This window comes from Actinophytocola oryzae (assembly GCF_004364325.1).
Lineage (GTDB): Bacteria > Actinomycetota > Actinomycetes > Mycobacteriales > Pseudonocardiaceae > Actinophytocola > Actinophytocola oryzae.
Window position 1 is genome coordinate 466,104 of record NZ_SOCP01000002.1, and the last position, 22,564, is coordinate 488,667.

Annotated in this window: 19 protein-coding genes; 10 read left to right on the forward strand and 9 right to left on the reverse strand. The window is 70.3% G+C overall.

Translation table 11 applies throughout. The features are described 5' to 3' along the window. Window positions 1-430: 430 nt before the first annotated feature. Window positions 431-1,042 carry a DUF4232 domain-containing protein gene (locus CLV71_RS05745; RefSeq protein ID WP_133901542.1) on the forward strand — a complete coding sequence of 204 codons (612 nt, stop codon included), beginning with the start codon at window positions 431-433 and terminating at the stop codon, window positions 1,040-1,042. A 74-nt stretch (window positions 1,043-1,116) separates the two neighbouring features. Here CLV71_RS05745 and CLV71_RS05750 read toward each other — a convergent pair whose 3' ends face one another. Together CLV71_RS05750 and CLV71_RS05755 are read right to left on the reverse strand one after the other, a co-directional pair. Further along, window positions 1,117-2,760, reverse strand: coding sequence for a tannase/feruloyl esterase family alpha/beta hydrolase (locus CLV71_RS05750; protein WP_166663953.1), 1,644 nt, complete (start codon window positions 2,758-2,760; stop codon window positions 1,117-1,119). Between the two features lie 13 nt (window positions 2,761-2,773). Further along, window positions 2,774-4,162 carry an MFS transporter gene (locus tag CLV71_RS05755; RefSeq protein WP_133901543.1) on the reverse strand — a complete coding sequence of 463 codons (1,389 nt, stop codon included), beginning with the start codon at window positions 4,160-4,162 and terminating at the stop codon, window positions 2,774-2,776. A 141-nt stretch (window positions 4,163-4,303) separates the two neighbouring features. Between CLV71_RS05755 and CLV71_RS05760 the strand changes: the two genes are divergently transcribed. Continuing rightward, window positions 4,304-6,085, forward strand: a complete 1,782-nt coding sequence (locus CLV71_RS05760; RefSeq protein WP_243866240.1) for a helix-turn-helix domain-containing protein — start codon at window positions 4,304-4,306, stop codon at window positions 6,083-6,085. Here the strand turns inward: CLV71_RS05760 and CLV71_RS05765 are convergent. The 3 genes from CLV71_RS05765 to CLV71_RS05775 form a co-directional block, all read right to left on the reverse strand. Further along, complete coding sequence (locus tag CLV71_RS05765) at window positions 6,066-7,685, reverse strand: long-chain fatty acid--CoA ligase (protein WP_133901544.1); 1,620 nt, start codon at window positions 7,683-7,685, stop codon at window positions 6,066-6,068. The genes CLV71_RS05760 and CLV71_RS05765 overlap by 20 nt on opposite strands. 150 nt (window positions 7,686-7,835) lie before the next feature. Next, entirely contained in the window at window positions 7,836-10,577 is a 2,742-nt protein-coding gene (locus tag CLV71_RS05770; protein WP_279588711.1) for a helix-turn-helix transcriptional regulator, read from the reverse strand. 29 nt (window positions 10,578-10,606) lie between these two features. Next, window positions 10,607-11,212: a helix-turn-helix transcriptional regulator gene (locus tag CLV71_RS05775; protein ID WP_133901546.1), complete on the reverse strand. Its 606-nt coding sequence runs from the start codon at window positions 11,210-11,212 to the stop codon at window positions 10,607-10,609. Between the two features lie 200 nt (window positions 11,213-11,412). Here CLV71_RS05775 and CLV71_RS05780 point away from each other — a divergent pair, with 200 nt between their 5' ends. The 3 genes from CLV71_RS05780 (at window position 11,413) to CLV71_RS05790 (ending at window position 13,920) form a co-directional block, all read left to right on the forward strand. Continuing rightward, a complete protein-coding gene (locus CLV71_RS05780) occupies window positions 11,413-12,435 on the forward strand; it encodes an SGNH/GDSL hydrolase family protein (RefSeq protein WP_133901547.1) in 1,023 nt (340 codons plus the stop codon). 153 nt (window positions 12,436-12,588) lie between these two features. Continuing rightward, a complete protein-coding gene (locus CLV71_RS05785) occupies window positions 12,589-13,203 on the forward strand; it encodes a hypothetical protein (RefSeq protein WP_133901548.1) in 615 nt (204 codons plus the stop codon). A 111-nt stretch (window positions 13,204-13,314) separates the two neighbouring features. Then, the gene (locus CLV71_RS05790) at window positions 13,315-13,920 is read left to right on the forward strand and encodes a hypothetical protein (RefSeq protein ID WP_133901549.1); all 606 of its coding nucleotides are present in this window, start codon (window positions 13,315-13,317) and stop codon (window positions 13,918-13,920) included. A 259-nt stretch (window positions 13,921-14,179) separates the two neighbouring features. On the opposite strand, the gene CLV71_RS05795 is transcribed toward CLV71_RS05790, so the two are convergent. Continuing rightward, window positions 14,180-14,791, reverse strand: coding sequence for a TetR/AcrR family transcriptional regulator (locus CLV71_RS05795; protein WP_133901550.1), 612 nt, complete (start codon window positions 14,789-14,791; stop codon window positions 14,180-14,182). A gap of 91 nt (window positions 14,792-14,882) precedes the next feature. On the opposite strand from CLV71_RS05795, the gene CLV71_RS05800 reads away from it, so the two are divergent. Genes CLV71_RS05800 through CLV71_RS05815 form a run of 4 tightly spaced genes read left to right on the forward strand, consistent with a single transcriptional unit; the run spans window position 14,883 to window position 18,267 of the window. After that, window positions 14,883-15,248: an ester cyclase gene (locus CLV71_RS05800; protein ID WP_133901551.1), complete on the forward strand. Its 366-nt coding sequence runs from the start codon at window positions 14,883-14,885 to the stop codon at window positions 15,246-15,248. Window positions 15,249-15,300: 52 nt separating this feature from the next. Next, window positions 15,301-16,236: an aldo/keto reductase gene (locus tag CLV71_RS05805; protein WP_133901552.1), complete on the forward strand. Its 936-nt coding sequence runs from the start codon at window positions 15,301-15,303 to the stop codon at window positions 16,234-16,236. 31 nt (window positions 16,237-16,267) lie between these two features. Beyond that, window positions 16,268-16,951, forward strand: a complete 684-nt coding sequence (locus CLV71_RS05810) for a response regulator transcription factor (protein WP_133901553.1) — start codon at window positions 16,268-16,270, stop codon at window positions 16,949-16,951. Then, the gene (locus CLV71_RS05815) at window positions 16,948-18,267 is read left to right on the forward strand and encodes a sensor histidine kinase (RefSeq protein ID WP_133901554.1); all 1,320 of its coding nucleotides are present in this window, start codon (window positions 16,948-16,950) and stop codon (window positions 18,265-18,267) included. The genes CLV71_RS05810 and CLV71_RS05815 overlap by 4 nt, the downstream gene beginning before the upstream one ends. 63 nt (window positions 18,268-18,330) lie before the next feature. Here the strand turns inward: CLV71_RS05815 and CLV71_RS05820 are convergent, their stop codons facing one another. The 3 genes from CLV71_RS05820 to CLV71_RS05830 all read right to left on the reverse strand — a co-directional run bounded on the left by CLV71_RS05820 (window position 18,331) and on the right by CLV71_RS05830 (window position 21,937). Next, a complete protein-coding gene (locus tag CLV71_RS05820; protein WP_133901555.1) occupies window positions 18,331-19,587 on the reverse strand; it encodes a DUF1501 domain-containing protein in 1,257 nt (418 codons plus the stop codon). Then, window positions 19,584-20,873: a DUF1800 domain-containing protein gene (locus tag CLV71_RS05825; RefSeq protein ID WP_133901556.1), complete on the reverse strand. Its 1,290-nt coding sequence runs from the start codon at window positions 20,871-20,873 to the stop codon at window positions 19,584-19,586. Before CLV71_RS05825 ends, CLV71_RS05820 begins: the two co-directional genes overlap by 4 nt. 74 nt (window positions 20,874-20,947) lie before the next feature. Beyond that, window positions 20,948-21,937 carry an RNA polymerase subunit sigma-70 gene (locus tag CLV71_RS05830; protein WP_243866241.1) on the reverse strand — a complete coding sequence of 330 codons (990 nt, stop codon included), beginning with the start codon at window positions 21,935-21,937 and terminating at the stop codon, window positions 20,948-20,950. Window positions 21,938-22,031: 94 nt separating this feature from the next. Here CLV71_RS05830 and CLV71_RS05835 point away from each other — a divergent pair, with 94 nt between their 5' ends. After that, window positions 22,032-22,415: a nuclear transport factor 2 family protein gene (locus CLV71_RS05835; protein ID WP_133901558.1), complete on the forward strand. Its 384-nt coding sequence runs from the start codon at window positions 22,032-22,034 to the stop codon at window positions 22,413-22,415. Window positions 22,416-22,564 lie beyond the last annotated feature (149 nt).

Sequence of the window (22,564 nt, forward strand, 5' to 3'; positions counted from 1 at the left end):
GAAGATCCGAACCAACTGGGGAGAAGTGACAATGAGGAGTTTCCCACGCGCGGTCGCCGTCGCGGTGGCGTGCATCGCGGCAGTGGCCATGGCGCAGGTCCCCGCCAGTGCGGCACCTGCCGACGAGGACACGGTAGTCGGGGGTTGCAGCAGCTTCCCTCCAACGCCGTGCGGCGAGGTGCAGAACAACTCCGTGCGATCCGTGCGGGTCTCGTTGAACTGGACGTGCTCCGCTGACACGGCTCCGATCGGCTCGAGCCTCAACACCGTCACGATCCACAGCACCACCTGCGGCGTCGGCTCCTGACCGGCGCGGCGCGGCCGCCGGTTCCCGCAGCGGATCTGCCTGCGGCGCAACCCCATCGCCTCTCACACGTCTGTTCATGTGGAAGCGCCCAACGGATTCGGGGTCAACCGGAGGCAATTCACCATGTGGCACAGCACTGTCAGGAAGGGCTTTCTCATCGCCGGGGGAGTGACGGCCGCGGTCGTCCTCGCGGGTTGCGGGCAGCAGGCGGCGGAGTCGGCCTCGCCGGACGGATCGCGGACCAGTACCGCGACGAGCGACGTCCAGGCGCAGGCCGAGACGTCGTCGGCACCGGCCGCCAACAGCGCGGAGTGCAAGGTCGCGGACCTCACCATCGGTTTCGGGCAGTCGGAAGGCGCGGCGGGCACCATCTACCGGCCGATCATCTTCACCAACAAGGGAACCCGCACGTGCACCATGCAGGGTTTCCCCGGTGTGTCCTATGTGGCCGGTGACGACGGCCACCAGGTCGGGCCGGGTGCGGACCACAGCAGCGACAAGCTGCCCGCGGTCACGCTGAAGCCGGGTGACAGCGCCAACTCCAGCCTCGGCGTGCGCAACGCCGTGGCCGACGATCCCAACTGCCAGAAGACCGCGGTGCGTGGTCTGCGGGTCTACCCGCCGGACGAGTACGACTCGATGTTCCTGGCGAGCGAGGGCACCGCGTGTGCGGGCACCACGTCCGAGAACCAGCTGACCATCTCGTCGATCGAGCCCGGGACCAGCCACCACTGACGTCACCGATCCACACAGCTCGCCGCGGTCGGGGTTTCACGAGAACCCCGACCGCGGCGAGCGTGTGTTCGGTGTCAGTGCGTGCAGACGAAGCTCGCGGCGCTGTCCGGATCGCCTGAGCGATACCGGGGCCAGCCGGGATAGGCGCAGAGCGGACGAGTACGGTCGTGGGTCGTGTCGGTGACGACCGGGTTCCCCGGTGACTGTCCACTCTCGACCCAGTGCTCGAGTGCGGTGAGCGAGTCCCAGCTCGCGGCGAACGCCGGGGTGCCGAAGTTCGCGTGGTTCGCGCCGGGCACGAGGTAGTACCGCATGAACGCGTGGGTCGTCCGCGGACCCAGCACGGCCCGGACCCGCTCGTAGTAGTCGTTCGTCGAGCGGTGGGAGACCAGTTCGTCCGCCGCGCCGTGGAGCAGGATCAGTTTGCCGCCCGCGCGTGCGAAGGGCCGCAGGTCCGCGTCGTTGCGGTCCTCGATCGTGGACAGGTAGCTGATCCGGCCGAGCCATCTCCCCGGCTGGCGGGGATCCACGGTCAGCGAGTTGTGGTCGGGGTCCCGGGTGAGGAAGTACTTCACCCACTGGTCCCAGTACTGCATGCCGTAGCCGCTCGTCACCGGCATGGGATTCGCGGGTGCGGTGGTGCCGAACCCGAGGAACGGGGTCCTCATGTCCGCCCCGGACAGGAACGGGAAACCCGGGTACTGCGTCTCGCCGCTCGCGATCCGGTACGGCCACCTGAACGGCGTCGACATGGCGATCACGCCCCCGATCTGCGCGTCCGACAGGCACGTGGGGCCCGTGTCGGCACCGCCGGGACAGCGCAGCGTGTGCGGGTCGAAGCGACAGCCGCGCTCGTCCGAGACGACGTCGTCCCTGACCCCGTCCAGGCCGTCGCACGCACTGACGGCGCTCTCGTAGAGGAGGGTTTGCTTCTCGGGACCGGGAAAGGCGCCGGGACGGGACAGGATCTGGCTCAGGTAACCCAGATCCAGGATCTCGGCGAGGTTGTTCCAGGCGGGATAGCCGGAGATCACGCCGTCGAACGCACTCGGCCATCGCTGCGCGACGACCAGTGCCTCGCGACCGCCGGTCGAGCCGCCCGCGAAGTACACCTCGGCGGGGTCCGTCCCGTAGGCGCGCCGGACCAGGAACAGGCTCGCGTCGCGGGTCTTCTTCAGCGCGTCGCCCGCGGCGAAGTTGTGCACCGCCTCGTCGTTCACGCCGAACGACCCGTCCAGTGACGGCGGCGCGGTCGGGCTCTGCTGGTGACCGGAGTCGCCGGCGAACGTCGCGTAGTGCCGGGCCAACGGGGTCGGTTTGTCCGCCGGTCCGAACGGCACATTCGCCGTCAGGTCGGGGATGGTGCCGTTGTAGCCGCCGCCACCGAACATCAGCGCCTCGCGGTTCCAGTCGTACGGCAGGGCGACGCGCATCCTGATGTCGGGCGCGGACTGGTCGACGGGGAAGATGTCGGCGTCGACCTGGCAGTACGTGATCGTCTCGCCGCTGATGACGCTGGTCACGACCGAGGTCGACGTCACGCGCCCGCCCGTTGTCGGCAGGCTCATGACCGACGCCGGGATTCCCAGCTGTGCCAGCCCCGCGCACTCCGGCGCCGCCGGGTGGCTGGCCGTCGCGGTCGCGGGTCCGGCGCCGAAGGCCGTGCCTGTCACCAGAACCGCGGCCAGCACGGCGAACCGACGCATCTTCGTGGACATGGTCCTCACCTCCTCAGTCGTAGAGGTGCGTGCCGGGAACCGCCTGCGGGTCGTCGCGGACCTCGGCCGGGTTCGTCTCGGGCAGGAACCACGCGCAGGCGAAGGTGATCAGTCCCATGAGCATGATGTACGCGGCGACCGCCATGGTGCTCCCCGTGTTCGCGATGAGTGCCGTCATGAGGAACGGTGTGCCGCCGCTGACGATGATCGCGGAGAGCTGGTAGGCCAGCGACGCACCCGAGTAGCGGACGTTGGGTGCGAACAGCTCGCTGAGGAAGCTCGCGATGGGACCGTAGGTGAGGGTCTGGAACACGAAACCCACCACCACGGCGAGGAAGATCAGCGGCAGCGACGCGGTGTCGACGAGCCCGAAGTACGGGAACGCCCAGACGGCGACGCCCAGGCCACCGATGAGGATCAGCGGCCGACGACCCACCCTGTCCGAGAGGTGGCCGGACCACGGGATGACCGCGAGCATCGCCACGGAACTCAGCAACACGACCGCGAGCAGGGGATCGCGCTCGAGGCCGAGGGTGTTGGTGCCGTAGCTCAGAAGCCCGGAGATGCTGACGTAGAAGAGGCTGTTGGTGGCCGAGAGCATCCCGCAGCCGAGGAGGATCGTCACCCACTTGCCGCGGATGACCTTCGCCAGCGGCGCCCTGACCACCGCACCGTCCGAACGCGACACCTCCCGCTGCAGCTCGCGGAACTCCGGCGTGTCCTCGACCCTCGCCTGGATGTAGAGCACCACCGCGAACATGACGATGCTGAACAGGAAGGGAATGCGCCAGCCCCAGCTGAGGAACGCGTCGTCGGGCATCACGCCGCTGGCCGCCACGAAGATCAGGTTCGAGATGATCACGGCGACGGGAACGCTGGTCTGGCCGAAGGTTCCGGCGAAGCCACGCCGCTTGGGGCTCGCGGACTCGGTGAGCAGCAGCACGATGCCGCCCCACTGGCCACCGGTCGCGAGGCCCTGCACGAAGCGCAGGATCACCAGCAGCGTCGGAGCGAGCGCGCCGACGGCCGCCGCGCTCGGCAGACAGCCGATCAGGAACGTCGCCGCACCCATGACCGCCAGACAGGTGACGACGACCGGCTTGCGCCCGTACTTGTCACCGAAGTGCCCGGCGAGCACACCGCCGACCGGACGCGCCACGAAACCCGCCCAGAACGTGCTGAAGGCGAGGAGGGTGCCGGTCAGTGCCGAGGAGTTGGGGAAGAACACCTTGGGGAACACCAGGGCGGCCGCGGTGCCGTAGAGGAAGAAGTCGTACCACTCGATCGAGCTGCCGACGAGACCCGCCGCCAGCAGCTTGCGGAAGGCGCGGCGTCGGGTCGCCCGCAGGTCGGAACCTGTGTGGCCGGACCGTTCTTCTGGCTGAGCGAGCGGGGTTGCCATACATGCCGCCTTCGTCGAGAGCACAGGCAGGTGATGACGGTCATGTTAGGGCGCGGTTACGCTGTGATTGAGGTGTGCATCACACACGCCTCGGCCTGGTTTGGTGGAGATTTCTGTCATCTGGCACTGGGAGGCGGCACCGTGGCCGGACATCCGGACGGCGAGGCACCGTCGCGTGCCCTTCTGCGCAGGCAGCGCGAGCTGGCGTCGTTGTACGCCACCGCGAAGTCGCTGACCGCGCTCGGCGAGCTCGACGAGGTGCTGCAGTCGATCGTCCACCACGCCCACGAACTGATCGGGACGGACTTCACCTACCTGTCCCTGGTCGGCGCGGACGGCAAGCTGTCGGCGAAGGCGTCGGAGGGAACGATCTCCGCGTCCTTCCTCACGGCGTCCATCCCGGCCGACGTGGGGCTCGGCGGCAAGGTGCTGGCGTCCCGGAGCCCGCACTGGGTGAGCGACTACGCCGCCAGCACGCTGATCGACCACGATCCGAGCTTCGACCGGCTCGTGGTCACCGAGGCGCTCGTCGCGCTTCTCGGTGTCCCACTGGTGATCCGGGGCGAGGTGGTCGGCGCCCTGTTCGCCGCGGACCGCGCCGAGCGCTCCTTCGAACCGGGCGAGATCGCGCTGCTCAGCGCGTTCGCCGACCACGCGGCGGTCGCCCTCGACAACGCCCGTCTGTACGAGGAGAGCCGGACCGCCCTACAGGAGCTGAGGGTCGCGTACTCGAAGATCGAGGAGTACGTGGCCGTCATGGAGCGAGCACAGGCGACCCACGAGGCCCTGACCGGTGTCGTGCTGGAAGGCGGGACACCGGACGACGTCGCCCAGCTGCTCGCCGACCAGCTGGGCGGCAGCGTCACCCTCCTCGACAGCGGCGGTGCGACCGTCGTCCGGCGGGTCTCGATGTCGAGTCCGTGCCGGACCGAGCCGCGGCTCGACCTGGTCGACGCGGTCAGGAACGCACACCGCTCCGGCCGCTGCACGACCTCCCTCGACGCCGCGGGAGTCGCCCACAGCGTGGCGTCGATCCAGGCGGGGGACAGCTGCCTCGGCGCGCTGGCGTGGAGCCGGGAGGCGGTCACGGACCACGGCGACCTGCGGACCCTGGAGCGGGCCACCCACATCGTGGGGCTGCTCATCCTGAAGGAACGTGCCGTGGCGGAGGCGGGCGAGCGGCTGAGCGGCGAGCTGCTGACCGAGCTGATGGTCGGCAGCCCCGGGATCAGCCCGACCCAGCGCGCCCGCACCCGGGCACGCAACATCGACGCCGACCGGCTGAACCTGGTCCTCGTCGCGGACTCACCGGCGTTGTCGTCCACCGGACTCTCGCGCCACCTGCACGACATCGCCCGCGACCACGCCGGACTGGCAGGCGAACACCTCGGCAGGGCAACGATGATCCTGCCCAGTGACGACGACGAGCGGACCGTCGAGGAGGTCCACCGCCGACTGCGCCGCACGCTCGGAGGTGACGTCCTGGTCGTCGGAGAGCGGGCGGTGAACCACGACTGGGCCCGCGCCTTCTCGCTGGCGAGCCGCTGCGGCGTCGTGCTTCGTGCGATCGGGCACACCGACCTGGGTGCCACGACGGGCCGGTACGCCCTCTACGCGATGATCTTCGACACCGACCGGGGGCGTGAGCTGGACCGTTTCGTCGCCGACTCCATCGGTCCGCTCCTCGACCACGACCAGCGCCGCGGCACCGACCTCGTCGACACCCTCGGTGCCTACTACGCCCATCACGCCAACGTCGCGGCGACCGCCAGGGCGTTGCACGTGCACGTCAACACGCTGCTCAAGCGACTGGACCGCGCCAGCGGCGTGCTCGGCGTCGACTGCCGCCAGGACGACGATCTGGAGCTGCGGCTGGGACTGCGGCTGCACCAGCTGCGGGCGATCACCGCCGCCCCGTCGTGACGGAGTCCCGCAGGGCGGCCTTGGAGAGTTTGCCGGTGCCCGTCTTGGGCAGGGCGGGCACGAAGACGACCTCGTCGGGCAGCCACCACGTGGCGACCATCGGCGTGAGGTGGCGCAGCAGGTCGTCGGCCGTGGTGGTGCTGCCGTCACGCAGGACGACGTAGGCGACGGGGCGTTCGGCCCACCGGGGGTCCGGCCGCCCGATCACGGCGACCTCGACGACGTCGGGGTGCGAGGCGATGGCGCCCTCGAGCTCGACCGAGGAGATCCACTCGCCACCGGACTTGATCAGGTCCTTGAGCCGGTCCACGATCCGCAGGTAGCCCTCGGCGTCGATGGTGGCGAGGTCGCCGGTGCGCAACCAGCCGTCGTCGGTGAAGCTGCCGCGGCTGTCCACGTGGAAGTAGCCACTCGCCACCCAGGGGCCGGCCACCTGCAGCTCGCCGACGGAGTGGCCGTCGCGGGCCAGCTCCCCACCGGTGTCGACGTCGACGACCCGGAGGTTCACGAGCGGCAGGGGCTGGCCCTGGGCGGCCCGCACGGCGACCTGTTCTGTCGGGATCGCGTCGTGGTGCTGGGTGCGGGTGCCGCCGATGGTGCCGACGGGGCTGATCTCGGTCATCCCCCAGGAGTGGGTGATGGGGACGCCGATCGTGGTGCGGTAGGTCTCGGACAGTGCCGAGGGGACGGCGGAGCCGCCGCCGAGCAGGAAGCGGGTGGCGCGGAGATCATGGTCCCGCAGCTGGGGAACGAGGCTCGTCCACACCGTGGGCACGGCACCGGCGACGGTCACCCGTTCGGCTGCCATCAGGCGCAGCAGGTGACCGGGCTCCGAGGACCTGCCGGGAAGGACCAGTGCGGCGCCGGCCATCATCGCGCCGTAGGGGAGACCCCAGGCGTTGGCGTGGAACATGGGGACGATCGGCATGACGACATCGGTCTCGGTGAGTCCGATGAGGCCGGCGGCGAGGGTGCCCAGGGTGTGCAGGACTGTCGAGCGGTGGCTGTAGAGCACGCCTTTGGGTGGTCCGGTCGTTCCGGAGGTGTAGCAGAGACCGGAGGCCAGGTTCTCGTCTGCCAGGGTGAAGGTGTCCTCGAAGGAGCCGGTGAAGGGATCGGCGCTCGCGACCAGCTCGTCGTAGTCGAGGATGCGGGAATCTTCCGGGAGCGCGGTGTCGCTGTCGTCGGGTAGCACCACCCAGTGTCGTACCAGGGGCAGTCGGTCGACGCTGGGCCAGATCCGGGGGAGCAGGCCGCGGTCGACGAACACCACGTCGTCCTCGGCGTGGTTGACGATGTACTCAAGGTGTTCGGCGGAGAGCCGGATGTTGACCGAGTGCAGGACCCGTTTGGTGGCCGGGACCGCGAGGTACAGCTCGAGGTGGCGTCGGGTGTTGGCGGCGAACGTGGCGACACGAGCGCCGACCGGGACGCCGAGGTCTGCCAGCGCGGTGGCCAGCCGCCGGGCGTTGCCTGCGACGTCGGCGTAGGTGGAGCGCTCGGTGCCTGCCGTGGAGACGTGCTTGTGCGCGAAGAGCCGCTCGGCACGCTCCAGGACGTGCGCGATGGTGAGCGGCCGTGGCTGCATCAGTCCGTCCATGACGCCCCTCAGAGTCCCTCGGCACGGTGTCCGTTGCGTGCGTGGAGGTCACTCTAAGTGAGACCCTGGGAGGGGAAGAGGTGAGAACCGTCCACTCATCCACCCGCCACGGCAGTGGTTCCTGACACGCCGAACGACGCCAGGAGCGGGTCAGCTGACGACGTCGTCGCGGAGTTGCCTACGACTGGTCATTCCCAGCTTGAGGAAGATGTTGCTCAGGTGGTACTCGACGGTCTTCGTGGTGATGTAGAGCTCCGCGGCGATTTCGCGGTTGGTGTGGTTCAGCCGGACCAGGTGGGCGATCTGGTTCTCACGCGGCGACAGACCCCGAGCGTAGGGGGAGACCGGCGCTTCTTTGAGCGAGTTCGGTGCGCACCGGTCGATGATCTGCCGAGTACGGCACTGGAACGGGCCTGCGCCGAGGCCGGCGAACCGGGCGAGTGCTGTGGTGAGGTACGGGAGTGCCGCCCGCGCGTTGCCTGCGTCGGCGAGGCGCCTGCCGTAGTCGGCTTCCAGCTGGGCCTGGAAGAAGCTGTGTCGTGGTGATCGTTCGGCGAGGTCGGCGATCTGGTCCTCGATCCGGCGCGAGGCGCCGCTGCCCGACAACGCCGCATCGAGGCGGACGATGGTGGGACGCAGGTAGTCCACTTCCGCCGCCAGGATCCGTAGCGCGGTCAGGTGCTCGGCTCCCTCGGCGTGGTGGCCGGTCGCGATCAGCGCCTCGACCAGAAGCGGTCGCCACCACAGGGCCCACCACGTGTGGGCGGTGGGTTCCGCTTCGTAGCGCAGCTTTCGCAGTGCTGTCAGCATCTTCGCCGGCTCACCTCGGGCCTGGTGCACGACGGCTTCGGCGATCACCGCGTAGCGGGTGTCCTGCGGACTCGCGACGCGGTTGGCGTGGGCCCAGGCCGTGTCGACGTGGTCGGTGGCGGTTCGCCACTGTCCTCGGCCCGCCGGGACCAGGCAGGCGACCATGTGCCGCAGCACACGATGGTGTGGCTGCTCGTCAGGATCCGCCAGCGACAGTGCCTGGTCGACCAGGATCGAGGCGTCGTCCCAGTCACCCCGCACGTAGTGCAGGGCCGCGAGGTACGAGAGTGGAGTCGTACCGCCCATGTTGTGATGTCCGGCGCGGCACATCGCGATCGCCGCACGGAGGTCGACTTCGGCGGCAACGAGGTCACCCAGCATGGTACGGACGGCACCGCGGCAGACCAGCGAGTCCAGCTGTTCGGGCGGCACGTCGACGGCTTCGGTCGGGAGGTGGGCAAGCTCGGCCAGCCCACTTTCCATGCCGTTGGTCCGACAGGTGGCCACGGTCCGGAAGACGGTGACGAAATCGGCCAGTCGAACCGGAAGGCCGCCATGGCTTTCCGCGAGCCGGGCGGCCTCGACGGCTTCCGCCGCGGCTCCGGACCAGACCGCGGTTCCGGCCAGACCGGCCGCGGCGACGGCGCAGATCCAGTCGGCGTTGTCACCCGGCCGATCGAGGGCCGCCGACAGGTGCCGCTTTGCCTCGACCCGGTCACCCGTGGCGAAGAGGGCGACGAGTCCCAGCGTCAGCGACCGCAGCGCGGAGTCGGCGCAGCCGGTGATGTCCGGTAGTGCGGCCAACGCCGTGTTCCTGTTGGGGCCGAACACCGTCTGGACCCACGACAGGAGGAGTCTTCTCTCGTAGTCGGCGCGGTTGACGGACAGGTCGGCTGCCCACCGAAGGTAGCGCGCGGCCAGCATGTGCTGAGCGGCCCCGCCGGCGTCGCGGGCCGCGAGCTCGAGATCGGTCGCGAGAGCCGGGTCCGCGCTCATCGTCGCCGCCACGCGATGGGTCCACCGGGTGACCGGATCGACGATCCGCGCGGCCCTCAGGTGCAACCTGCCGCGCCGCTCGAGTGGGATGACCTCGTAGATGGCGTTCCGGTACAGGCTGTGGGTGACGTTGAGGAGGCCGATCGGAGTCTGTGACGTCCAGCCGAGCAGACCGGTGCCGATCGCCGGTCCGACAGCGGTGGCGGCATCGGGGATTCCCGCCACCTGGGCGGCGCGCGCCGGCGGGCTCGGCTCGTCGAGCACCGCCAAAGCCTCGAGCAGAAGCCGAGGCGGCTCCGCAAGCCGGTGCAGTGTGGAGCGGACGGCCGCGACGATGGATCTCGGCGCGGGCAGCCGCGGGTGCTCGCCGCAGAGGACCGTCGTCGGCAGCTCCTGCAGCAGGGTGCCGAGATGCAGCGGGTTTCCGCCTGCGTGAACGCGGATCCGCTCGGCGGCAGCCGGCGGCAGCTCGTGGCCCCGGACCGCCAGGGACAGCGCACCGACATCGGGTCCAGTCAGTCCCGCCAGCTCGATGACGACCGCGTCGGTGCAGCTCCGCTTCAACTGGTGGAGCGGGCTGTCCGGGTCGTCCACTTCCCGGGTACGGCTGACCAGGACAGTGAGGACCTGGTCAGCCCAGATGCGCCGCAGCACGAAAGCCAACGCCTGCGCCGACGGTGTGTCGATCCACTGGGTGTCGTCGACCAACATCGCGACCGGGCCGACCAACTGTTCCGCACCGAGGAGCGCCAGTATCTCAGCGCCGACGGCGAACGGGCTGGTTCCCGAGGGCACCGGCCTGGACAGCAGCGGAAGCCCACGCAGTATCGACGGTTCGACTCGGCGCACGATCTGCTCGACGACACCGAACTCGAGAACGGACTCCGCCTCGGCCGCCGTCGCGTCGAGCACGGTGAGTTGTGGCCGGTCCACCGAGTGGAGGGCATGTCGAGCGAAGGTCGTCTTTCCGATTCCCGGCTCGCCGTGGATCCACACCGTTCTTGGCGAACCGCCGGCTACCGTGTCGATGATCTCGGCCATGCGGGCGAGTTCGGTACGCCGTCCGACGAAGTGATGTCGACACACGTCAGTCGCCTAACTCCTGGTTCGGACGGTCAGATGAGGCCTTCGCGGAGGGCGTAGGCAACGGCGTGTGTTCGATTCCTGAGCTGATAACGACAGACGACGGCGTGAAGAATATTCTTCACCGTTCGAGAGGAATAGCACAGCTGCTGGGCGATTCCCGCCGTGTCGAGCCCGTCCGCCGCCATTTTCAGAACGGCGCTCTCCCGTGGGGACAGGCCGCCCCGGCATTCCCCGCGCGTCCGTGAAATCTCCTCGAGTAAAAGACCCACGAGATCGGCCGGCAATGCGGCCCCGGTCCTGGTGGCGTTGGCCACGGCGTTCGCGAGTGTGGCGCCGGTCGCCTCCGCGCGGTGGACAAGCCCGCGCACTCCGGACTCGATGGCAGGCAGCAGCGCGGCCTCGTCGACGGCCTCGACGACGAGGACGGCCCGTTCGCAACCCTGATCTCGGATGTCGCTCAGCAGAGCCAGTGTCGTCGTCGCCACGTCCGCCGCGACAACGGCGACCACCTGTGCGCAGATCTCGGTTCTGGGGACCAGCCGAAGCTCCGGCTGGAATCGCAGTTGACCCACCAGACCGGCCAGAGTGAGTGGATCGGTGGCGTGCGCGAGCACGGGAATTCTCATGTTGGGCATCCGGAGGTCTCGATTCGGTTGGACGCGGCACAGCCTGTCGCACCGGAGCCGTCGGCAACCCCGGGGAAAGACCCCAGGAAATTCGGAGATGACACGGACGGGTTAGGGGTCGGTGTTCCGCGAGCGAACCCACCCCTGGCCGCCTCCCGACCGGCCATCTGGAACACTTGATCGGCCTGTCGACGGAACCGGGACGGATTGTGCGGATCAGAACCCGCGTGGCGATGCTCGCGGCGGCCATGACACCTGTGTTCTTCGGATCGGGTGGGGCGCCCAGCCAACCTCGACCCGTCGAGGTTGGCTGGGTTGTCCTCGGCGACTCCTATGTGGCCGGTTCCTTCGTCGGTGATCCAGTGGGCCGGCCCGACGGATGCGAGCGAACGAGCGAGGCCTACCCGGCGGTCGTCGGACGGCGGCTGCGAGAGGCGGGTGTGCCGGTCCGGATGGTGGCGAACGTCAGCTGTGGCGGTGCCCGGATCATCGACGTCACCGAGTCGCAGCGGCCGGTCGGCCGGGACGCACCTGCCGGCGGCTGGCCGGCCGTGCCGCCGCAGGTCGACGCGGTGAAGCGGGACGTCGGGCTCGTCACCATCGGCGTCGGTGGCAACAGCGTGCCGCTCGGCGACCTGCTGTTCACCTGTCTGCGCAGTGGAATCGGGCAACCCGACGACACCGCGCCCTGCCGGGCCGCCGCCGAGGAGTCGGTCGGGACCGCGTACGCCCGAGTGTCCACCGAGTACCGGAACATGTTGGCCGAGGTGCGTGCCGCCGCACCGAAGGCGGTGATTGTCACCGTCGGGGCGCCGAGCGTCATCCCGATGGACACCCGTTCGTGCGACCGAGGCGACGTCACCATGTTCGCCGGCACGCTCGTCGGCCAGGGCATCGCTTCGGTCACCCACGCCGACCTCGGCTGGATCCGCGAGGTGACGGAGAACCTCAACCAGATCTACGCGGAGCAGACCACCTCGGCCGGCGGTGTGTACGTGGATGTCGTGGAGGCGACCAGAGGCCACGACGCTTGCCGGCACCGGGGCGTGAAATGGGTCGAAGGGGTGTGCGGTCCACCTGGAACACCGGTCGCCGAACCGATCGACGCACTGTGTGCCACCGCTCCTCGCGGGCAACGGCGTGCCACCGTCGTCCACCCCAACGCCCAGGGCCACGCCGCTGTTGCACGACAGGTGGCCTTTGCCGTCGCACGCATCTTCCGAACCGGGTGAATTCTCTTCGCGCGCCACATTCCCGATCGGGCACGCGAAATGCACTGCCGCTTGTTTCGGTCCTCACGTGAACCAGGCAGAGTTGAACTCGTCGCCGGAAAGAACGTCCTACTCCGGCAGGCTTTCGGTTCAGAACAGTGAGGAGTAATTCGTATGTCGACAAACTATTCTCTTGCCGTCACGAACAATTCGTCCCAACTCCAGGACATCGTCGTCTTCCAGAAGGCGCCGGACCGCGGCAGGCACAATGTGCTGTCACTCGCGTGGTTGACCAAGCGGGCCCACTCCGGGGCCACGGTCACCTTCAACTGGTCCGAGGACTACAACTTCGTCTGGTCCGAGTCCGGCCCCCTGCGGCCGGGGGTGACCTTCAAGGCACAGCAGGCCGTACCTGCCGACCCGGACCGTCCGGTCAACAACCAGATCCAGTTCGGTTATCCGAGCGAGGCGTACACGTTCGTCGACGGTCCGGCGGTCCGACACCCCCGGCCCGGTTCGATCTACATCAGGACGCTGTCCGATGTGCCCAACGGGGGCGCGTGGGTCGGCATCGGCATGTCGGGTGCCGGCACGTTCGTGGTGCCCGCGACGCCGAACATGGTCTACGACTTCACTCCACACCCCGAATACTGGGTGGCCGCCGGCACGTTCACCGCGGGTGAGGTCATGGACATCGAGGAAATCACCAACGCGCACAAGGTGACCTACGAGAGCACGCTCACGCATTCCCTGGTGCTCCACGCCGACAACCTCATGCGCGCGGCCTAGCTCGTCCCTCGGGGTGGGAGCGCGCGGACCGTTTCGCCGCGCGTCCCACCCCGATTGGGAATTCTCATCCGGCGGTGCCGAACTGTCCCGATCGATCTCAGGAGTTCATTCATGTCGTACGTGACCATTCACATGGACAACCTTCTTCACTCGCTGAAGCGGTGGATACACGAAAACAGGCACGCGATCGACACTATCTCGGTGCGATCAGGAGGCTGGGAGCACTGGCTGAACTCCCAGTTCGCCTACTGGCTCGGTGCCGGTTTCAATGCGCCAGGCCTCGACGTCCAGTCGGAGGTCGAGTCGATCAACACCCTCAATGGCGCGGTCTCGATCTTCGAGAACTTTCGGGAACGTGCCGACCTTGTCTTCAACGGTCTCACCGGTTCGGTGCAGGGTGAACCACCCGTGATCGTCGTCGAAACGAAGTGTCAGACACCGAAGAGGAAGCGGGCTGCGTTCCTGTCGGACCTTCGCAGAGATCGGGTCAAACTGGAGGGAATCAACGCGGAACTCCGCATGATGAACTCGGGCCGGGTGTACGGACTGTCACTGGGAATCTGTTTCGGAGGCATGCCGACTGTGCCTGGCTACACCCAGGAGCACATCACCAACAATATCGCCCTGCAGTGGCAGGTTGTCGATCCCTGTCCAGACCCGGATCATGACGAGGAGTGGGACAGCGACGACGATCCGGATCCGTGGTCGGAGAACTAGGCGAGCCATCGCGATGGCCAGGGCCGGCATGGACCGGGCCATCGCGATGAACTCGGGTCCGCGTCGCTGACGATCCAGTACGACAGTGCCGGCTGGAAGCCCCTACCTCTACGCCGACGGTGCCGTGCTCGGAGTGTGCGGAGAAGGCGACCCGGAACCCGTTGGGCGGCGGCATGTCCCCCCGTGCCTCGGTGGACGAACACGGCGGCGTCGGGCTCGCCGGTGGCATGCGCTCGTCGTAGGAGGACGCGATCCGTCGTCATCCGGACCCGCCGACCCGGCGCAGTCCGTCGAGGACGAGCTGCGCGAGGTGGGCCGAGCGTTGCCGACTGGTCTCCGCGCCTGCGTGGCGGATCGCGGCGAAGGCGCCCGCGACCAGTGCCATCACCTCGTCGACGGTGACGTCGGGGCGTACGGCACCGGCCGCGTGCGCGCGGTCCAGCAGGTTGCCGACCTCGTGGGTGAGGGCGGCGGCCACGTCCGGGGCCGCGGTGCGCAGGTCGTACTCGGCGGCCGTCAGCGCGCTCTTCACCGCCGCGTTCTCGGCGCCCATGGCGACCATCCGGGAGAGCTGTGTGAACAGGGCCGCGGGATCGTCGGTGGCGGCGAGTGCCCTCGCCCCGGCGACCAGCCGCTCCAACTCGTCGGTCGCGACGGCGAGGTACAGCGCCTCCTTCGTGGGGAAGTGCCGGTGGACGGTGCCGGGACCCACGCCGGCGCGCCTCGCGATCTCGTCGAGGGAGACGCCGAGACCGTCCCGCGCGAACAGCTGCTGGGCGGTCCGCAGGACGCGCTCGCGGTTGCGGCGCGCGTCGGCACGCAGCTCGCGTCCGTGAGCCGGTGAGGAGTTCGCCTGCGGTGGCTTCTGCATGGTGACCCTAGTGTAACCGGGGCGCCGACCCGTATAGTCCGAGCACAGAAACGGGGCGTCGACCCGGTTACTGGCGAAGGGAACCACGAGGATGACCGCACACGACGCAGGCGAACTCGTCCGGCGGCTGCAGGAGTGCTTCAACACGAGGCAGTTCGACCAGGCCGACGACCTCTTCGCCCAGGACTTCTTCAGTCACCCACTCGGCACGCTCGGGTTCGAGGCGGGCAAGGAGGCGTGGCGGACCCTCGTCGCCCACTTTCCCGACTACCGCGTCGTCGCCGAGGACGTTCTCGTCGACCGCGACCGGGTCGCCGTCCGCTCCTCTGTGGAGGGAGTGCCGCGCGGTGGCGTACCGCCGATGCTGATCGAGATCTTCCGCGTCCACGACGGCCGTCTCGCGGAGATGTGGGGGATCGGCCAGGGACTCCCGCTCGAGGTCCTCGCCGCGGGCTGACCCGGGGGAGTCGTCGCGCGGCCGGTCGGCGGGCTGGCTAACGTGGGACCACATGGTGGCTATCGCACGCACGGATCTCGACGTCTTCCCCCTCTGCCTCGGCGGCAACGTGTTCGGCTGGACGGCCGACGAGCCGACGTCCAGGGACGTCCTCGACGCGTTCACCGAGGCCGGTGGCGACTTCGTGGACACCGCGAACTCCTACCTCGTCGAGCACGGCCAGTCCGAGACGATCATCGGGCGCTGGCTGGCCGACCGGGGCAACCGGGACGAGATCGTCGTGGCCACGAAGGTCGGCGGCGGTCGGGGAGCGGTCCGCAGCCTGAGCGCGGCGACGATCGAACAGGAGGCCCACGCCTCCCTCGAACGCCTGCGCACCGACCGCATCGACCTCTACTACGCGCACTTCGACGACGAGTCGACGCCCCTGGAGGAGACGCTGCGTGCCTTCGACGCGCTCGTCAGGGCGGGCTCGGTGCGCTACCTCGGCGCCTCCAACTACACGCCGGACCGCCTCACCGCCGCGCTGCGGTTCCAGCGTGACAACGGGCTCGCCGAGTTCACCGTGCTGCAGCCGCACTACAACCTCGTCGAACGGGACTTCGAGCGGACGCTGCTGCCCGTCGTCGAGGAGTGGGACCTCGCCGTGGCGCCCTACTTCGCGCTGGCCAAGGGCTTCCTGACCGGCAAGTACCGGCCGGGTGCCGACGCGGTCGAGTCCCCGCGAGCCGAGGGCGCCCGCGCCTACCTCGACCGCGACGGCGAGGCGGTGCTCACGGCGCTCGACGAGGTCGCCGCCGCCCACGACACCACGCAGGCCGCCGTCGCGCTCGCCTGGCTGCGTGCCCGCCCCGGGGTCGTCGCCCCGATCGCCAGCGCACGCGGCACCGACCAGCTCGCACAGATCATGCCCGCGGGCACGCTGACGCTGACCCCCGCCGAGGTCGACCGGCTGACGGCCACCACACAGGTCGCGTCGCGGACCTGAACCACCCGACGGGCAGACCTCACCCGCGCGGATGATCGAGAATGGTCGGGTGGAGGCGGCGCGGATACTGGTCGTGGAGGACGCGGAGGCGATCCGCGTCTCGGTGGAGTCCGCGCTGGCCGCTGCGGGCTGCCAGGTGCTGGGGCGGCCCGACGGCGTCGACCTCGAGCGGCAGCTGGCGGAGTTCCGGCCCGACCTGGTCGTGCTCGACGTCATGTTGCCCGGTCGCGACGGGTTCGCGCTGCTCGACGTGATCCGCAGGCACTCCGCGGTCGGGGTCGTGCTGCTCACCGCCCGTGACGCGGTGGACGACCGCCTTCGTGGGCTGGGTGGCGGGGCCGACGACTACGTCGTGAAGCCGTTCGTGCTCGCCGAGCTGGTCGCGCGGGTCGAGGCGGTGCTGCGGCGCATGGGCCGCGCGCAGCCGGTCGTGGAGGTCGGCGACCTGCTGATCGACCTCGACCACGGTGTGGTGCGGCGTGGTGGCGTGCCGGTCGAGCTGACCGCAACCGAGCTGCGGCTGCTGGTGTTCCTCGCGCGGCGGCGGGACCGGGTCGTGGGCAAGGCCCAGCTGCTGACGGGGGTGTGGGGGTACGAGGAGTACGCCGAGAACCTGGTCGAGGTCCACGTGAGCGCGTTGCGGCGCAAGCTGGAGGAACACGGGCCGCGCCTGCTGCACACCGTGCGTGGCCGGGGTTACGTGTTGCGGGCATGAGCGGCGTGCGGACCGGGTCGCTGCGCAGGCGGGTCACGCTGACCGCGCTCGCCGTGCTCGGTGTCGTGCTGGTCGCGGCCGGGATCGCCGTGCACGCGGTGTTCACCGCCCAGGCCGAGCGGGGGCTGAACGCGTTGCTCGCCGGGCGGGTCCAACTGGCCAAACAGCTGGCGCGGCAGAACGTGACACCCGCGAACCTGGTGCGCCGCGTGGACGCGCCGGGGCTGCGGGTGAGCCTGACACTGCCGTCGGGCGAGCGGCTGGGGGAGGAGCCGGTGCGGGGGAGCGACCTGCGGCAGGTGCGGGCGACGCTCACCGGGTCGCCGAGGATCGCCGGTGCGCGGCTGGTGGTCAGCGCGGACACGGCGTTGCTCTCGGGTGCGACGAGGACGTTGCGACAGGTGCTGCTCGGCGCGGGTGCCGCGGCGCTGCTGTTGACCGCGTTGGGGCTGGTGTTCGGGATGCGGCTGGCGCTCGGCCCGTTGGACGCGATGACCGGGCTGGCGCGGGCGATCGCGGGTGGCCGTCGGGGTGGTCGGCTGCGACCGTCCAGGGCGGACACGGAGCTGGGGCGTGCCGCCTCCGCGTTCGACGACATGCTGGACGCGTTGGAGGGTGCGGAGCGGGCGGCCCGCGCGTCGGAGGAGCGCACCCGCCGCTTCGTCGCCGACGCGGCGCACGAGCTGCGCACCCCGATCGCGGGTGTGCGTGCGGCGGCCGAGGCGGTGCTGTCGCTGGGGCCCGACGCCGATCCGGTGCAGCGGGACCGGCTGCAGGTGCTGCTGGTGCGGGAGTCCGAGCGGGCCGGGCGGCTGGTCGAGGACCTGCTGGAGCTGGCCAGACTCGACGCGGGCCTGGTCCCGGCCCGTGACCCGGTGGACCTGGCCGCCGTGGCAGGGGCCCAGGTCGAGCGGCTTGCCCTGGTCGCGCCCAGTGTCACGGTCGAGGTGCTCGGCGACCCCCACGTGTGGGTGCGCGGCGACGCCGACCGGCTGACGCAGGTGCTGGGCAACCTCGTCGACAACGCCTGCCGGGCCATGGACGGCCACGGCACCCTGACCGTCACCGCGACACGCACCGCGAGCCACGCTCGGCTGACCGTCGCGGACACCGGCCCGGGTGTCGCACCGCGGGACCGGGAACGCGTCTTCGACCGCCTGGTCCGCCTGGACGCCGCCCGCTCCGACCGGACCGGTGGCGCGGGCCTCGGGCTGCCCATCGCCCGGGGCATCGCCAGGGCCCACGGCGGCGAACTGCGTTGCCTGTCCCGCGAGGACGGTCGCGGCGGCGCGGTCTTCGAGCTGACCCTGCCCTGAACCCGCGGCAGGCCGTCCGTCCGGGTGTCGTGGCCTGCGAGGACTTGCCGGGGTCGGTGCGCTCTAGACGCGCAGCAGGCCGTCCATCCGGGTGTCGTGGCCGGTGAGGACCTTGCCGGGATCGGTGCCGAGCACGTCGCCGAGCATGGTGGCGTAGACGTCGCGGAAGTCCGTCGTGGACCGGAGGTCGCCGTTGTCGAGGTCGGTCAGGCTCGGTTGCTCGCCGTGGAAGCCGCCGTTGACGCGGTCGCCGAGGACGAGGACCGGGCCCGCGGTGCCGTGGTCGGTGCCGTCGCTGGCGTTGCCGCCGACGCGGCGCCCGAACTCCGAGTAGACGAGCACGACCGCCTGCTTGCCGCGATCGGTCCTGGCGAGACGGGTCGCGAACGGTGTGAGTGCCGCGTCCAGTTCCTTGAGCAGCCGCTCCTGTGTGCCGCGCTCGTCGGCGTGGGTGTCGAAGCCGCCGAGGGACACCGAGTACGCCCTGGTCGGCACGCCTGCCTCGATGAGCCGGGCGACCACGTCGAGCTGACCGGCCAGTCCGCCTGAACCGCCTGCCGAGGCGCCCTTGTTCCGGTCCTCGTCCTCGTCGGCCTCCTCGTCGGGCGCCGCCGCACCCCCGAGCACACGCGCCGACTCGTGCAGGTCCGCGATCGACTTCGCCACCGACGCACGCCAGTGCTCCTCACCGCGTGACGACGAGCCCAAGGCCGAGAACGCGGTGCCGAGGTCACCCTTGGGCAGCATCAACCCGCCTGCCGGCAGTGCCGCGGCCGCCGTCGTCGCGCCCGCCAGCAGCGGCGGCAGCACCGGGTCGACCGCGAGTGCGTGCAGCGGGTCGCCGCCGGTGGCGTCGAGCCAGCGGCCGAGCCAGCCGGTCGACACGGAGGTGTCCGGTGACGCGGTCTGCCAGATCGCCATGGAGCGGAAGTGGCTGTGGTCCGGTTTCGGGTAGCCGACGCCACGCACGACCGCCAGCTTGTGGTCGTCCCACAGGCCCTTGAGGCCCTTCATGCCCGGGTTGAGACCGAGCCCGTCGCCGAGGTCGAGCACCTCGTTCGGCTGGTAGGCGAGGTCGGGGCGGGCCTTCTGGTAGGCGGCGTCGGCCGCCGGGACCACGGTGTTGAGGCCGTCGTTGCCGCCGTACAGGGTGACCACGACCAGCACGCCGTCGGACGGGTCGAGCGGGTCGTCGGCGGCAGCGGACAGCAGCGTGTCCCAGTCGACCTGGGTGGCGCCCACGGCCAGCGCGCCCGCCGCGGCGACCCCGGTCCAGGTCAGGAACCGGCGCCGGGTCAGGGGGTTCATGTGGTCGGTCATCCGCTCACCACGTATTCCGGTGCACACGCCGCGAGGGCGGTCACCTGTGCCGGGTTCGCGGCGACCTTGCCGAGCGCCGCGCGGGTACGGTCGGAGAACGCGTCGACGGACAGCAGGACCCGAACCGCCTCGACCGGGTCCTTCCCCGACACGGTGGACAGATCGGCCGTCTTCGCCACCAGCTGGGCGATCCGCAGCCTGGTCAGTCCGGCCGCGGTGGTCAGGAACGCCGCCCCCGCGGGCCACCCGCCGACACTCGGCGGCCGGAACGGCACCTGCCCGAGGGCGACGAGCCCCTGGTAGAGCTTGGTGCTCACGCCGTCGTCCAGTGTGGACGGCCGCAGGCCCGCCGCGCGCAGCAGCCCGGCCAGCCACTCGACGGGCTGCTTGACGAGCGTCGTCCGGTCGTCCCGGAACGCCGAGGTGCCCGCCACCGCCCGCAGCACCGCACGGATGTCTCGATTCGTCCCGTAGGCGCCGACCAGCCCGTCGAGCGTGTCCTTGTCCGGCGGGGTCGAGGAGACGAGTCGGAACCACAGGCGCCCCACCACGAACGGCGCCGACTCCGGCCGCTCGAGCACGTGGTCGACGAAGGACTCGGCGCTGAACTGGGCACGCTCCCCGAGGATCTCCTCGGGGCCGTCGTCGTGCCGCTTCGGGACCAGCTTCGTCGCACCGGTGGCGCGGTTCACGGTCCACCCGGTCAGCGCGCGGGCCGCCTCCCGCACGTCGGTCTCGCTGTAGTGCCCGACGCCGAGTGAGAACAGCTCCATGAACTCGCGTGCGAGGTTCTCGTTCGCCGCGCCCGTCGTGTTGTCGTCGCCGTCCAGCCACAGGATCATCGCCGGGTCGACCACGAGCGTTCGCGCGAGGTCGGTGAAGCTGCCCAGGCCGCGCTGCCGGAACGTCTGGTTCTGCTTCAGCATCAGCGCGGGCACCTTGACCTTCTGCGCGCTGGTCGCGAAGTGGCCGTGCCAGAACCAGGTCATGCGCTCCGCGGTCACGTCGGCGCCCTGGGTGGTCACCATGCGGTCCAGCCACCAGGCGGCGAGCTGCTTCTCCTGCGCCGCACGCTGTTTGTTGGCGGTCTTGCGGGCCTGCTGGTCGTCCTTCGGCGGCTTCGTCGTCACCGGCAGCTCGGGCGGCGCCGTGCCGCCGCCTGCCGGTGCGCCGAGCAGCCGGTCGAGCGTCTCGTCGAACGGTCGCGTCAGGTCCCCGGGCGCGGCCCCGAAGCCGAACCTGTCCCAGAGCCTGCGCACGGCGGCTTGCTCGCTGAGCACTCCCATGCGCCGATCATCGACGGCCGGGGCGAGGCGCGGCCAGGACGCGCGCCCCATCTTCAGGAAGCCTTCAGCCGGGGTCAGTCGAGCCGGGTGGGGAGCCCGAAGCGGGGGTAGAGGGTGTCGAGGTGGAAGCGGGTCACGGCGTGCACGCGGTCGCCGGTCGAGGCGAGGACCAGCAGGCCGGCGGGGGTCGCGGCCGGCGCTCCGGGTTCGCGCAGGTAGGTGCCGTAGGCGGGCAGGCCGTTCGCGCGGGTGGGGACGAGGTGGCTGGTGCGGTCGGCCCGGTAGGCGAACGAGGCACGCAGGAAGGCGGCGATGGCGTCGGTGCCGTGGTACTCGTGTGGCGCCGGTGGCATGGCGAGCCAGGCGTCGTCGGTGAGCAGCGCGATCAGCCCGTCGATGTCGGCGGCGGTATAGGCCTCGGCGAAGCGGCGCCCCAGCTCCCGCTCCGCCGCCGCTCCCGGCCGCGGCGGGGGACGCTCGCCGTCCAGGGCCGCCCGAGCACGTTGCAGGGCACCCTTGACCGCGGTCGGGGTGGTGTCGAGGATGTCGGCGACCTCGTCGGTGGCGAAACCGAGCACGTCACGCAGCACCAGGACGGCCGTCTGCCGGGGTGGCATGCGCTGGAGGGCGGCCACGAAGGCCAGCTCGACGGCCTCGGCCGCCTGGTACCGCGCCTCGGGTCCTGGCGCGGTGTCGGCGATGCCGTCGAGCAGGGCGTCCGGGCAGGGCTGTAGCCAGGTGATCTCACCGCGCCGCGACGGCTCGGGTGGCTGGAACGGCGGTGTCGGCTCGGCAGGCACGCGGCGGTTGACCGCACGCATCGCGTTGAGACAGCGGTTGGTGGCGATGCGGTACAGCCACGACCGGAGCGAGGAGCGGCCCTCGAACCCGGCCAGGCCACGCCATGCCGCGAGCAGGGTCTCCTGGAGGAGGTCCTCGGCGTCGGTCAGCGAGCCGAGCATGCGGTAGCAGTGCACGAGCAGCTCACGCCGGTACGGTTCGGTGAGCGCGGCGAACGCGTGCCCGTCACCGGCACGGACGCGCTCGAGCCTGTCCTGGTCCACATCGGAATCGTGCCACTTCCCACCGACAGCGTTCCGTTCCCGACGCGGCCGGTGTCTCAACAGGTCGGAGGACCCGACTGACGAGGAGACCGACATGACCAGCCCGGCCCAGCAGACCGCGCTCGCCTACTTCGAGGCCTGGACCAACCACGACCTGGACGGTGCCATGGCCTACGTCGCGGAGGACGTCGTCTGCGACGCACCCGCGGGCCGCATCGAGGGCGCCGCCGCGTACCGGGCGTTCATGGCGCCGTTCGTGGGCACCCTGAAGAACGCGTCGCTGATCGCCTCCTTCGGCGACGACCGGACGGCCGTGGTCGTGTACGACACCGAGACTGTGCCGGTGCCGAGCGCGCCGGCCGCCGAGTGCGTCACCGTCGTGGCAGGCAAGATCACCCACAGCCGGTTCATCTTCGACCGCGCCCCCTTCGACGCCGCCCGGCTCAGGGCGTCGGGTGGTCGGAATGCAGGGTCGTGAGACGGCCTGCCCTGAACTCGTCGCGGGCTCGGGAGCGTTGGACCTTGCCGCTCGTGGTCCCGGGCACGCTCATGGGCCCGTGACCCCGGCGAAGGTCCGCAGCGCCGGTTGCGCGAGAAGGGTGACACCGGCGACGACGAGCAGCCCGC